8 protein-coding genes are annotated in these 14190 nt (G+C 52.5%); 6 read left to right on the forward strand and 2 right to left on the reverse strand.

What is annotated here, in order from left to right:
* The first annotated feature begins 219 nt into the window (after positions 1-219).
* The 4 genes from QCD60_RS00765 to QCD60_RS00780 all read left to right on the forward strand — a co-directional run bounded on the left by QCD60_RS00765 (position 220) and on the right by QCD60_RS00780 (position 5544).
* Positions 220-1152, forward strand: a complete 933-nt coding sequence (locus QCD60_RS00765; protein WP_279781181.1) for an IS5 family transposase — start codon at positions 220-222, stop codon at positions 1150-1152.
* Positions 1153-1470: 318 nt separating this feature from the next.
* Complete coding sequence (locus QCD60_RS00770; RefSeq protein ID WP_279781438.1) at positions 1471-3048, forward strand: PAS domain-containing methyl-accepting chemotaxis protein; 1578 nt, start codon at positions 1471-1473, stop codon at positions 3046-3048.
* 241 nt (positions 3049-3289) lie between these two features.
* Complete coding sequence (locus QCD60_RS00775; RefSeq protein ID WP_279781440.1) at positions 3290-3865, forward strand: cache domain-containing protein; 576 nt, start codon at positions 3290-3292, stop codon at positions 3863-3865.
* A 32-nt stretch (positions 3866-3897) separates the two neighbouring features.
* Positions 3898-5544 carry a methyl-accepting chemotaxis protein gene (locus QCD60_RS00780; protein ID WP_279781442.1) on the forward strand — a complete coding sequence of 549 codons (1647 nt, stop codon included), beginning with the start codon at positions 3898-3900 and terminating at the stop codon, positions 5542-5544.
* 435 nt (positions 5545-5979) lie between these two features.
* Here the strand turns inward: QCD60_RS00780 and QCD60_RS00785 are convergent, their stop codons facing one another.
* Positions 5980-6534, reverse strand: a complete 555-nt coding sequence (locus QCD60_RS00785) for a MerR family DNA-binding transcriptional regulator (protein ID WP_279781446.1) — start codon at positions 6532-6534, stop codon at positions 5980-5982.
* Positions 6535-6572: 38 nt separating this feature from the next.
* On the reverse strand, positions 6573-7850 hold the full coding sequence (locus tag QCD60_RS00790) for a response regulator (protein ID WP_279781449.1): 1278 nt from the start codon (positions 7848-7850) through the stop codon (positions 6573-6575).
* A 626-nt stretch (positions 7851-8476) separates the two neighbouring features.
* On the opposite strand from QCD60_RS00790, the gene QCD60_RS00795 reads away from it, so the two are divergent.
* Together QCD60_RS00795 and mobH are read left to right on the forward strand one after the other, a co-directional pair.
* Entirely contained in the window at positions 8477-11641 is a 3165-nt protein-coding gene (locus QCD60_RS00795) for an EAL domain-containing protein (protein ID WP_279781451.1), read from the forward strand.
* 485 nt (positions 11642-12126) lie between these two features.
* Positions 12127-14139: a MobH family relaxase gene (gene mobH, locus QCD60_RS00800; RefSeq protein WP_279787859.1), complete on the forward strand. Its 2013-nt coding sequence runs from the start codon at positions 12127-12129 to the stop codon at positions 14137-14139.
* Positions 14140-14190 lie beyond the last annotated feature (51 nt).

The raw sequence follows: 14190 nt of genomic DNA on the forward strand, positions 1-14190 counted from the left end.
ATGACGAACTTACTACTGGATGGATCTCATTTCCATGAAATGCAAATTCGTATGTAGCAGGTTTAGAAAAAATATAGATTAGGAGCTTAGTAAAAAACATCACTGCATCCAGAATACGTAAAGACACAGCCATAAGCGTACCTGACTAATTCAATGCTTACACTTCACTCCGGCTTTGTTGCACAAATCATGTTGAGTCCCATGCTGTAGAATGACGGCATGAATAAACCGGCCTCACCTCAGTACAAGACCATCAATTGGAAGTCCTACAACGCCGCGCTCAAAGCGCGTGGATCGCTGATGATCTGGCTCGACCGTGACATGAACTGGTACGGTTCTGCGTGCGGGAAGCGAGGACGTACGCCCACCTTCAGCGATGCAGCCATTCAGTTCTGCCTGACCATTAAATGCCTCTACAACCTGGCCCTGCGCCAGGCGGTGGGCATGGTACAAAGCCTGCTTAAACTGGCAGGGCTGGATTGGCCAACCCCCGACTACAGCACCGTCTGTCGGCGCCAGAAGTCGCTGCAGGTCGTGATTCCTTGCTGCCCAGCCACGACCGGACTGCATCTGTTGATCGACAGCACCGGTATCAAGATGCTGGGCGAAGGGGAATGGAAAACCAAAAAGCACGGTGCGGACTACCGCCGCCAATGGCGCAAGGTGCATCTGGGCATCGATGCGCACACGCTGGAAATCCGGGCTATTGAGGTGACCGACAATGCGGTGGGGGACGCACCGATGCTGCCCGGGTTGCTGAGTCAGATACCGGTGGAGGAGAAGATAGCGTCTGTCAGTGGAGATGGTGCCTACGACACGCGAGGCTGTCATGAGGCGATAGCCCGGCGAGAGGCAGAGGCGGTGATACCCACCCGCCAGAATGCGAAGCCGTGGAAGGAAAATCGCCCGGGGGCCTCTGCCAGGAATGAGATTCTGCGGGCCACCCGCCGGCTGGGCCGGACGCTCTGGAAGAAGTGGAGCGGTTATCATCGGCGTAGTCTGGTGGAAACCAAAATGCACTGTTTCAAGCGGCTGGGTGAACGCGTGATGGCAAGGGATTTTGACCGGCAGGTCGCCGAGCTTCAGGTGCGGGCGGCAATATTGAATCGCTTTACGCGGCTCGGGACACCGATGACGGTGCGCATACCATAAGATCATCTGGGGTAAGGGGTCTTATATGCTGACATCTATTTATGCAACAAAGCCCCCCTAAGTCATAAGCGAGCATATACGACAAATTGAAGAACCATTATGAAACAATGGAGTTTAACGCTGGCCTGTTGTCTACTTGGGGTGATGGGCCATCAATAGATATACTGGCTTCACTGACAGAATAATGTATAAATCCAACATGAGATGGGTGGAATTCGCCCAATCCGTTTTTCTATTTGGCGCTATCATATAGGAGTCGTAACAGATGATTTGCTGGCGACAGTTGTAATGATGATATGAGTCAGGTGGGCCAAAACAATGAAAAAAAACCTTCCCGTTACAGAAATGGAGGTCACATTCTTCGACCGTGCCAATATTCTCTCCACCACCGATCTTAAAGGTGCTATCACCTACGTCAATGATGACTTTATTACGATCAGTGGATTCGATGAAGAAGAACTGATTGGCAAAAATCACAATATCGTGCGCCATCCGGAGATGCCTCCTGCAGCCTTTCAGATGCTGTGGGAGTCCCTGAAGAAGGGAAAATCATGGATGGGTTTAGTCAAAAACCGTTGCAAGAACGGTGATCACTATTGGGTACATGCCTATGCCACTCCCATCGAACGCAACGGTGCGGTGGCAGAGTATCAGTCTGTTCGACGCAAGGCAGACAAGGAGCATGTGCGCCGCGCAGAGTGGCTATACCCCCAACTGATGGCAGGCAAGTCCCCCAGTGCCATTCGCCCTGGGCTTTCGCTAAACAGAAAGATGCAGCTGTATTTCACCTTGATATGGTGGCTGAGCTTCGCTCTCCTGCTGGGTCTGGTAACAGAACGCTGGATGGTACTCGCTAGCATCGGTGTGGCAGGTTGGCTGTGTGGGGTCTCGTGCCTTGGGTGGTTGCTCCGCCCGATGAGTCAGCTTGCCGAACGGGCTCGGGCGATCAGAACCGATGCCGTAGCTCAGTATGTCTATGCCGGTCGCAATGATGATGTGGGCCAGATTGATCTGGCGCTAACCTCACTGGAAGCAGAGGCCGCTGCCATTGTTGGGCGCATCGCAGACTCTTCCTCGACGCTGAGAGCAGAAGCGGCCATCCTGAAACAAACGGTCGAAGACACTGGCCTCGGCGTGGAAAACCAGTTTAGCAAGACCAATCTGGTAGCAACCGCGATCAATGAAATGTCAGCCAGTATTCAGGAAGTTAACGTCAATGCAGGACGTGCTGCTGAAGCAGCGGCTGAGGCCCGCTCGGAAGCCGACAGAGGGAATGTCGCGGTCATGAAAACCCGCGAATCCATCACCCTGCTGGCTAACGAAGTACAACAGGCATCAGCAGTGATTGAAAAGCTGGAAGGAGATACGGCGAATATCACCAATATCCTGGCCGTTATTCGTGGTATTGCCGAACAAACTAACCTGCTGGCACTGAATGCTGCCATCGAGGCGGCCCGAGCAGGGGAGCAAGGACGTGGCTTCGCTGTCGTGGCCGATGAAGTGCGTGCGCTTGCCACGCGTACCCATGAGTCCACCGAAGAAATCCAGCAGATGTTGAGCAATCTGCAAACCGGTGCCCATTCTGCGGTAAGCGCAATGAAAACCGGCCAGGTACAGGCCAGGGAGACCGTGACTCAGGTGGGCAATACCGTTCATGTGCTGGAGGCTATCAATAATGCCATTGCCACGATCACGGAAATGAGCAGTCAGATTGCCACTGCCGTAGAACAACAAAGTGACGTGGCCGAAGAGATCAACCGCAATGTGGTCAATATTCGTGATATCTCATTGCATACCCGGGGTCATGCTGAACACAGCGGACAAGCGAGCCAGACCATGCAAGGTTTGGCACAGGGTTTACTCGAGCTGTCTGCACAATTCTGGAATAGCCGTTAACGATTCACTGTTCATACTGTATCTGTGCCTTGTCACTCATCGCGCACATAGGCGTTGTGCGGAAGTAGCTGATACAGCGTTTCCTCGTACACCTGTAAAAATATGGTCTATAACAACAGTGTTCGCATTACGTGTGACCAATATCATAGCGATGGAAGTTCTGTTGTCGTTGCTCGGATATTGGTATGTCGCTGTCAGTCTGGCCTGGCCAGCTACGCATACCGGATCAGGAGATACCACAATGAAAAAGCATTTCTTACCTCTGCCCCACATTGCTTCTGCATTACTGACTTCACTCCTCTTGTTGACCAGTGTTCCCAGTTCTGCTGAGGAGATTCCGGCCGAACTGACGCAGGAGCTGCCCACACTCCAGTCCTGGAGCACTGATCCGGTGCTGGTTGAAGCCGTGAAACAGCAGAACGCACAGCACATCTCCTTAGATGACATCAAAGCCCGGGATGAGAGCTGGCGCAATACCAGCGGTGTTGACGCTTTTATGGATGCCATGATGAAAAGCCCGGCAGCCCTTCACATGCTGGAGCTTGAGAAAAGCAAACCCTACCTGACCGAACTGTTTTTGATGGATAACCAGGGCGCTAACATTGCCATGACCAACAAGACGTCGGATTACTGGCAGGGAGATGAAGACAAGTTCACCGAGTCCTTCAAGGGCGGTCAGGGAGCCACTCATTTGGGCGATGTCGAGTTTGATGAAAGCACCCAGGCGTATCTGATCCAGGTATCGATCCCCATCATGGATGCAGGCAAAGCCATTGGCGCCATGACCATTGGTGTCAACCTGGATGAAATGAAGTAGCCAGCGACCAGTAGACACAGGAGGTGCCGACCATGACGTGGTTCCATAATCTGCGCTTTCGCAACAAATTGCTGATTCCTATTGCCCTGATCGCTGTATTGACACTGATCCTCGCGATGCAGAACTTGCGTTCCAGCCACTCAATGGCGACTACGGTGGACCATGTTATTCATCTGGACCTGCCAGGCGTGAACTACCTGCTTCAGGCTGACCGGGACTTCCATCAGGTGTGGGTTGCGGAGCGCAGTTTGATGAATCTGAAGGTAGGCTCGCCGGAGTACCAGCAGGTGCAGGCCTACCATCAGGAGAATCTGGAGCAAATCAAAGAGCGGGTAAACAAATTCGCAGCCTTACCCTTACCGACCGAACTGAGCCAACGGCTGGACAGTTTCTGGCCTGCATTTGCGCAGTGGAGCGAAATCACTCAGCGCATCGTCACTGAGCGTTCCTCCGATACCCGAGCTGGCCGCTCGACAGCCATGGACCTGTCCTATAACGAAGGCTTGCTGGCCTTTGAAACGGCCCGCGGTTATCTGGACCAAATGACGGAGATCATTCTCACGCTCTCCGACCAGACGTCACAGCGGGTCGTAGCCCAGCAGCAAAGCGCTCTGCATGAGCAGATTGCGTTGTCGGCGGTGACGTTGTTGGCTTGTGCGGGGGTGGCCCTGTTCTTCCCCGGCCTGATTGTGCAGGACATCACCCGGATGATCGCCAGAGTAAAGGCGCTGTCACAGGGGGATGGTGACCTGACGGTACGCCTGAGCATGAAACGTAAGGACGAGCTGGGGCAGCTGGCAACGGCACTGGATAGTTTCATCGACCATCTGCATAACATGGTCCGTCAGTTGCTCTCTACAACTCAGGATATCAATGTCAATGCGCAGGAGCTGGGCGAACTGTCACAGTCGGCCAGTCAGGTGGTAGCCAGGCAGGGTGAGGCGATCAGCCACGTGGTGTCGTCCATTGATGAGGTTAGTCACTCGATCAGCCGGGTGGCGGAAAACACCAGCCAGACCACCGAGGAGACCCGTCATACCCAGACGGAAGTGGCCTCAGGGGAGGCACAGGTTGCCCAATCTCAACGGGACATCTCACAACTGACGAGCAATGTCAGTCAGGCGGTAGAAGCGATTTCCAAGATTCAGACCGTCTCCAAACGTATTGGCTCGGTACTGGGGGTAATAAACGGCATTGCTGAGCAGACTAATCTGCTGGCCCTCAATGCAGCGATTGAGGCCGCCCGTGCAGGTGAGGCAGGACGTGGCTTTGCGGTGGTTGCAGATGAAGTGCGCGCACTGGCGAGCAAGACCCAGCAGTCCACCAACGACATTCAGGACATGATCAGCGAGCTGGAAAGCAGTGTGAGCGGCGCCGTCACGACCATGGCCACGGCCACCGAGAACGCCGATAAAACGCTGGAGTCCAGCAGCCTGACCAGTCATTCCATCCAGGCGGTGCAGTCGTCTATCACTAACGTGAATGGGCTGACTGAACAGATTGCTGACGCTGCTAAGCAACAAAGCCGGGTGATGACCACTATCCATCAGCACATGACGACGCTGGACCGCTTATCGAAAGAGAGTGCCGAAAGTACGACCAGGGTGAGCGCCTCCAGTCAGGTGATGAATCAGCTGGCAGAGGCACTGAACCAGGTAACCGCACGATTCAGAGTATAGGGTGCGATCAGACTTATCCGGCCCCCATCGCAGGCTAAAGGTTTACACGCCACCGTGGGCTTCTCGGGGAAGACTTTTGCTGCATCGATTAAGCGTAGTGGTACTGAGTGATCAGCAACATATGCAACTTATGCAGATGTCGCATGTCACCTAACGAGCCAGACGCTATTGACGTGGTATAGCTTCTTCGTTTTATTGCACCTACAACGGACGAACCATCAGCCCAGTGCCTGCATTCAACTTAGCAGCACTACACACCTGACAAGGAATGGAGTCAAGTCATCGGCGGCAGTATGGGTGGCTCATGCCTGGTACGAACAAAAGATGGATGATGTCTCGTGAACGCCAACAAGCGTTTTTCGCACCTGGAGGAGGCTTGGGCATGTACATTCAAGGGCGCAGAAATGCTGATTGCACACGGTGATACACTGAGACCTATTCACTCAGCATCTCCAACACTTTATGTCGTAGCACATCTCCACTCACAGGCCAGTTCAGACTGCCATCTCGCTCATAACACTCGTTGTGGGGAAGATGACACTCTTCTCCTGAAGGGAGAAGAGTGAGTATACGTATGCCTCTCCATCGACTATCCAGCCCAAGAAGTTGACGAATATCCAGATCTTTAAACACTCTGGTTTGCGCATCAAAAATAACCAGAGAAGGGGCAAAATCAACCAGTGCCGAACCCACTTGAAAGCCGTCCTGTGCCACGCGCGTTGCAATATCCATCTGATCTGCAACATCCATGATGTGATGCACAATTGGGGTTTGGTCAGAGACCACCAGTACACGCCAGAGAGATGTCGGAATAGGCATATTGTACTTTCGCAAAAATATCAGAAGGCTATTGGAGGTAACGCGGGCATCTTTCCTTAAATTAGGTATCTGATATGCCTCCAGTAGCCCTTCACGTATCCACCGGCGGACAGTGCGTGCACTCACCCCGCAATGTTCAGCAATATCACCTACCTTAAGTATACGGCTCATCAGCTAAGTCCAATGCAGAGGTCGGCTGAGCAGAACAATCACTCTTCCAGTTCGCTGGTCTGCTCAGGCTCACTGATACCCAGATGTAATTCAAGTTTAGTCCGCTCCACATAATCGGATAGTTTTCTGATCAGTTTTTCATTGAGCACAGCACCTTTTGCCAGCAGTCGGACGCCTGTATGAGAATAAAGACTGCGCGTTAAGATCATGCCGGGGTTCAGCTGGTCAGGAGTGAACCAGTGTATGTGCTCACTGGCACGTAAGTTGAATTGTTCTGAGAGGACACCAATGAAAGCCTCTACCAGATCAGCAGGGTAAAAACGGTCTTTGGAATATTCCAGCTTTTCGATAACACTCTTTACTGATTCTGAACTACCCTCGCCATCCAGAGAGCGGTCAGCATAAGTAACCAAACCGACGATGTATGCCCCTGTGGTGATGGCCTCCTCTTTCAACCGATAGGGAAACCCGCTGCCGTTATATCGCTCCCGGTGCTGAACAATGAACGTCTGAGCCATGTCAAAGCCCCCGGCGTCCAATAAAGCAGCGCTGCTAATAATGGGATATTGCTCGTACATTTGACGATCAATATTAATCAATGTGGCTTCAGACAAAATTTGATGATGACCGGACATACCAATGAGTCCAACATCATGCAGCAAGGTGGCGTAATACACCTGTATCGCAAATTCAGCATCAAGCCCAAGATAAGTAATTAACTTTCTACAAAAGAGACCTGCTCGAAAGGGGTGATTGAAAATACTCGCATGCAGTATTTCCAAGAGCGTGCCAAAGGTACCAATAATATGTTCAAAGCTCCCCTGTGAAAGTGCACTTTGTAGCTCAGACACCTTCGCCAGCGTAGTTTCTATAGAGGATTTCAAGCCATTGTTTTGCCTGGCTAAGGCATACAACATGGCTTTCTTACGCTGTTGGTCATGTGACGCTTTGAGTCCTGCTTCCATGACACTGCGTAAGTGTCCAATCTCCACGGGCTTAAGTAAGTAACTATGAATATGGCCACGATTTACCGCGTCTATCGCTGACTCCGTGTCAGGCTGTCCTGTCAGTATGATGCGGATAGTATCCGGACTGCACATCTCCACCTGGCTGAGCAACTCTACCCCATCCATTCTGGGCATTTTCATGTCACTAATGACGAGATCAAAGTGCCCATCCCTGAGTTGATTCAATGCCTGCTGGGGATCATCCACAAATGTCATATCCCAGCCAGATTGATGCAGATTGCGTCTGAGGGCCTGCAGAATGCTGGCTTCATCGTCTACAAACATGACCTTGGGTATTTGATTGCTCATGACTCAAGTTTGATCATTGCTGACAGGAATACGGTGGCACTTTCCCCATAACCATCGTATAGCCCCCTACTATTCGTCAAATTTAGCCTTCGGTCGCTTGTTGGGAAAACAGATGCCGGGCTGCGAGGCACATCTGGTTCTACTAAAACCCACCGTGATATGGGACATCATCGACGTCAACCTTACTCAGCATACGACATACGTTTGGCAGGTAACGAGGAGAAGGTTGCCCAGCCTCTTGATGACATGGTAGTCATTGCCACTATGTGGACCACCAATCCTACTAACACCCCCTATCACACACGAATCCCAAGAATAAGAGGCCTCGACATTATAGGCAGGTTATGACATCAGTTGTGGACTGTTTTTCAGAGTTCGCCAGGTTGCGTCTATCTGCAATGCATACGGGTATTACACGACTATAGTGAGGGTACAAGATACAGACTATGAATGATGGCGCTGCATTAGCCTTTAAATATCGATCACTGGATCTGTACAACTTGTGTTTGATTTAACCCAGGCTCAAAAATTAAATATCAGCCAAATCGTTAGCGCTCCCCCAGCCACTCTGCATTGCTTAGATATTGGATGGTCGAAGAGTGTGGTCTCGACAATTTGAGGAACATATGTTGGACAGCAAATGTATTTTGATTGTTGAAGACAGTCTGACTCAGGCTTTGCTGCTGAAGGCATTACTGGAGAAACATCAATGTACGGTGACCATGGCAGGTAACGGTATTGAGGCGCTGGACTGTATTGAACACAGCCTGCCTGACATCATCATCAGTGATGTCATCATGCCCTTAATGGACGGTTACGAGCTGTGCCAGACACTGAAATCCCAGGCCGAGACGGCCACTATTCCTGTGATCCTCGTGACATCCCTCACTGACCCTCGTGATGTGATCAAAGGTCTGACCTGCGGGGCAGATAACTTTATTACTAAACCCTATGACGCAAACTACCTTATTAGCCGTATTCGGTATCTGTTGTTCAACCGGGAACATAGAGAACACGAGCGTGTACAGGTTGGTATTGAGGTGGTGCTGGAGGGTGAACGTCACTTTATTACCTCTGCCCGTCAGCAGATGCTGGACCTGTTGATTTCGACCTATGAGGAAGGTATTCGTCTTAATGGCGAGCTGAAAAGCAAACATGAAGAGCTGAGTCAGAGCAACGCGCTGATCAATAGTTTGTTTCGTTTCACCTCGGATCTTAGTGCGGCCAGCAGTGAGAAAGAGATCATTCAGCGTGGGCTGTCACAGTTGCTTAGTTTTGACGGAGTCGCTTGTGCCTGGCTCATGACGGTCAGTGACGGGCAATGGCAACTGGCAGGTCACGTAGGGGAAGGGCTTACTGCAAGTCGCATTCTGCAATATGGGCAGCAATGCCCCTGCCAGCACGCACAAGACAGTGATCATTTTTGCGATCTGATGCCCGCGCACGCCTGCCCGGTGTTAGAGGGCAGGCTTGCGCAACAAAACCACGCCACCATACCACTGTTATTCGGCAATCAGGTGGTAGGCCTGCTAAATATCGCTCAGGACGAGGGCCTTCCCTGGAATGAACAACAGTGTTCCGCTCTACGCGCACTGGGTCATCAGTTTTCCATAGCCCTGGGAAGGGCAAAACTATTCGACAGCCTGGAGCTGCTAGCAGGACAACGCACAGCAGCACTACAACAGGAAATGCAGCGACGAGAAAGAGTACAACACGCGTTAGCCAAGAATGAGGCTCTACTGCGTCATATGGTGGATGCCCTGCCGGTAGGCGTGCTGGTTGCCGATACTGAGGGGCAGATTATTCTACACAACCCGGAGGCGCATCATATCTGGGATATTGCACGCCTAAATGCCCCCACCTTTCAGGGCTACTGGGAAGCCAGTGGTGAGTCAATTGAAGGCCGCAACTGGCCGCTGCAGCGTAGCCTAGCCAGTGGCCAAGCCTTTCTCAATCAAGTCGCCGTCGTCACTGACGATGAGGGTACACGTAAGTCTCTGCTGGTTTCAGCTGTGCCCTTTCAGCTGGAAGGCGAGAGGCATCAGGGAGCAATCAGCGTGGTACAGGATATAAGCTCACAGCGCAGGGCTGAAGAGAAGCTGCGCCTGAGCAACCATGCCATTGAGGCCAGCGTCAATGCCATCATCATTACCGACACAGGGCAACCGGACAACCCCATTGTCTACGTCAATCCTGCTTTCGAGCGGATGACCGGCTATACCTCAGCAGAGGTACTAGGCCGAAACTGCCGTCTGTTGCAAGGTGATAACCCTAAACCCCTGGAGTTGGAAAGCATTCGCAGAGCACTGCGCACCGGCAGCGAGGGAAAGGCGTTACTGCGCAATTATCGCAAAGACGGATCTCAGTTCTGGAATGAGTTACGGATAGCACCGGTCCGTGATGAACTGGGGCACATCCGGCATTTTGTCGGGGTCCTCAATGATGTGACGGAGGCTAAACACTATCAGGAACAACTGGAATATCAGGCCAATTACGATGACCTGACCGGCTTGCCTAACCGTAACCTGCTGACGGACCGCATCCAGCAGTCTATCAACTTCAGCCATCGCCATCGTTCTGGTTTTGCCTTGGCCTTTATAGATCTGGACAACTTCAAGTACGTCAACGACAGCCTCGGTCATGTTATAGGTGATCAGCTGTTACTGCAGGTAGCGGAGGCTCTCGGCGACTGTGTGCATGAGGGCGATACCCTAGCTCGCCTGGGAGGTGATGAGTTCGTCGTGCTGCTCAATGATGTCACCGATACAGACGGCATTATCATTACGCTCCGGCGTATGCTGGATGCCGTTTCCGCACCAAAGATGCTGGAGAATACAGAAATACTGGTGACGCCCAGTATTGGTTTCTGTTTGTCACCTCAGGACGGACGCGACCCAGTAACCTTACTGAAAAATGCCGACAATGCAATGAATAGAGCCAAGGCCCAGGGCAGGAATCAGATTTGTAGCTATGAAACGAACATGGACGTGTCCGTGCAAATGCGCCTGGAAATGGAACACGATCTGCGACTTGGGCTGGAGAACAGAGAGCTGGTGTTGTATTACCAGCCGCAGTGGAGTCTTCTGCATCGAGCAATCACTGGGGTTGAAGCGCTGGTACGCTGGAACCGTGGAACCTCCACTGTTTCGCCAGCAGAGTTCATACCACTCGCAGAGGATACTGGCCTGATCCTCGATATCGATGATTGGGTGTTGCGTACCGCCTGTTGCCAGGCCACAGCCTGGCAACAGGCCGGATTGCCGCCGACTACCATGTCAATCAATCTCTCTGCACGACAGTTCAAAGGGGGCCGCTGTATTACGTTAATCCGCGATGTATTACAGCAAAGTGGGCTGGAGCCAGTCATGCTAAAGATCGAGGTGACTGAGAGCATGGTGATGCAGAATGTGGATGAAGCCCTGGAAACCATGCGTCAGCTACGGACGTTAGGAGTAGGGTTATCCATGGATGATTTTGGTACAGGCTATTCGTCCCTGAGCTACCTGAAGCGTTTTCCGTTCCAGCAACTGAAGATCGATAAGAGCTTTATTGACAATGTGGAAGATGATCGCGAAGGTGCCGCTATCGTGCAGGCGATCATTGGATTGGGTAAAACGTTGGGCATCCAGGTTGTGGCGGAAGGCGTGGAAACCATAGCCCAACATAAGTATCTCACATTAGCGGGCTGCGATCAGATACAAGGCTATCTGTTTTCTCCACCGCTCCCCTCAGACGAATGCACCGTATTTTTGCAGCAAAATCATAGGTGGCCAGCTCCGTTCAGGGGTTAATCACGAGCTATCTGCAACCCCCTTCCATCCAGGCGAGCCCTAAAGGCTAACTCGTCATTAAGGATTTATGGCTTTTTGCTTACCGCACAAAGAGTCAAAGCCATGTCAGATAATAACGTACGCTGACGACCTTATGCTGCTGGACGTCCTCTTTCATACCAACCGTATATCAACAAGATGCAATTCACCTCCGCTAAGTCTCTCCTACATATTGAGGTTTAACCCTTGTTCCCAAACGGAAAAATGGCGAAAAAGGACTGGAAGGGAAAGTAAGGGAATGGATTGACGGGAATGGCCGGAAGGGAATGGCATCAAGGGAAGGGGGTTAAAGGTAACGGGCTTACCCGGAAAAGGCCCTTTTCAACTGGATGGAAAAGGCCAAACGGCCAAAAGGCGCAAGAGGTGCACGTCTGATGTTACGCGGTTTGTTGAAACGCTCAGGATCTCTGATTGGCCTAAGCTCAAAAGGGACCACTGCCCCAGTCATTTCAAAGACCCCCTCCGGTCCCGCATCCACAGCACCTACTGAGCTCGATCCCAGCGACTACCTGACGGACAGCGGCCTGATACGCCCCCTGTCGGCAAAGCAGCTCTTGGCTCCCCCTGCCAGACAACAACTGCTGCAGCTGATCTGGCAAATGACCAGTCTGCCCGAAGCCCATTTCAAATCGCTCTACATGGAACCTATCGAGCGCTACGCTGAGCTGGTCCAGCTACTTCCTGCGTCGGAAAATCATCACCACGCTCACCTCGGCGGTATGCTTGATCACGGCCTTGAAATCATTGCCTACGCTCTCAAGCTACGTCGATCCTACCTATTGCCCCAAGGGGCGCCTCCCGAGGAACAAAGTGCGCAAGCCGAGGCTTGGACAGCGGGTGCAGCCTACGGTGCGCTTTGTCACGACATCGGCAAGATCGCCGTCGATATGGATGTCACGCTAGCCTCTGGCAAGCCCTGGCATCCCTGGCATGGATCAATCCGGGAGCCGTACCGCGTGCGCTATATCAAGGGACGCGACTACCATGCGCATGCGCCTGCAGGCGCCCTGCTCGTTTCCCAGATCCTGACACCCTATGTACTGGACTGGCTCAGTCATTTCCCGGCTTTATTCGGTGCCCTGCTGTCGGTCCTTGCTGGCCACAATGATCGTGCCGGCATTCTGGGCGAGATCATTATCAAAGCGGATCAGGCCAGCGTGGCCGCGAACCTGGGCGGCAATCCTGGTAAAGCGATCACTGCTCCCAAGAGCTCCCTGCAGTCCAAATTGCTTGGCGGTCTACGCTTCCTGCTGCAGCAAGGCGGTATCCGCTTCAATCAGCCAGGTGCTGCCGCCTATCTGACCGAAGACACTCTCTGGCTGGTCAGTAAAGCGGTTGTCGATCAATTGAAGGCCCATCTGCTCCAGCAGGGCATTGAAGGCATACCCTCGTCCAACAGTCGCCTGTTCGATGAAATGCAGGCCCATGGACTGGTCCAGCCTACGTCCGATGGACGCAGCATCTGGAAATGCCAGATCACTGTTGAAGGCAAAGACCCCTGGACTCAAAGCCTGACGCTGCTCAAAGTCGCCCCTTCACTGATCTGGGAGAACAGCAGTGATCGCCCAGCGGTACTCAAAGGCACTGTCGTACCTGAACATACAGACGCTGGCACAGGCGCTCCAGATAAGATCACTGCGCCAGATGCCACTACAGCACAGCCTGCTGTGACAGCCTTCACACTCGATGACCTGCTCCAGTCCACTACATCATCAGTGCTGCCCGACTCGACGACACCAACGACTGCGGCAGCGACCCAACAGATAGAGACTGCGGCAGTTATGACGAGACAGGAAATGACTGGGGCAGTACCCTCAGCATCCCAACCCCCTTCTGCCGATGCCACCGACGTCATGTTGTCCTTGTTCGATCAACTCATGCCGGCAGCGGCTCAAGTGGCGACACCGGCTCCAGCCCCCTCGGCCCCACGACCCCCAGAGTCTCCCGCAGCCCCATTGGAACCCGTCGTGGCCACACCCGAGATACCACATGCAGACAATCCAAAAATTTTTACAAATAGCAGGAACTTGACGCCAGAAACCAACACTAACGCGCCAGAGAAAATAAAAGATACAATATCAACACATTTCGTTACATGGATTAGACAAGGAGTCTCGGATCGCTCCATGATTACTAATGACTCGCGTGCACTGGTCCATGGAGTCGATAACACGGTGCTGCTGGTAACCCCGACCATCTTTACCAAATACCTGGCAGTACATCCTGAAGTCACGATGGACTGGCGAGAGCTGCAGGTGCGTTTTCAGCAACTGGGTATCCACCGCAAAGCCGCCGGCAATGGGGAAAATATCTGGACCTGCTACGTCAACGGGCCGAGAAAGACAGGGAAGTCACTGAAGGGCTACCTATTACTCAATCCGACAGACGTGGCGCCAAACATCAGAAACAACCCGTTTCTCACACTTGCCCCTGAGCGAGTGGCTGAGGGAGAGGTCTGAGTAGTACCAGGTAGACACCTGGGTGAAGAAAGTGAAAGACGTTGTGCAGAG

The sequence above is a fragment of the Pokkaliibacter sp. MBI-7 genome, from assembly GCF_029846635.1.
Classification (GTDB): Bacteria; Pseudomonadota; Gammaproteobacteria; order Pseudomonadales; family Balneatricaceae; genus Pokkaliibacter.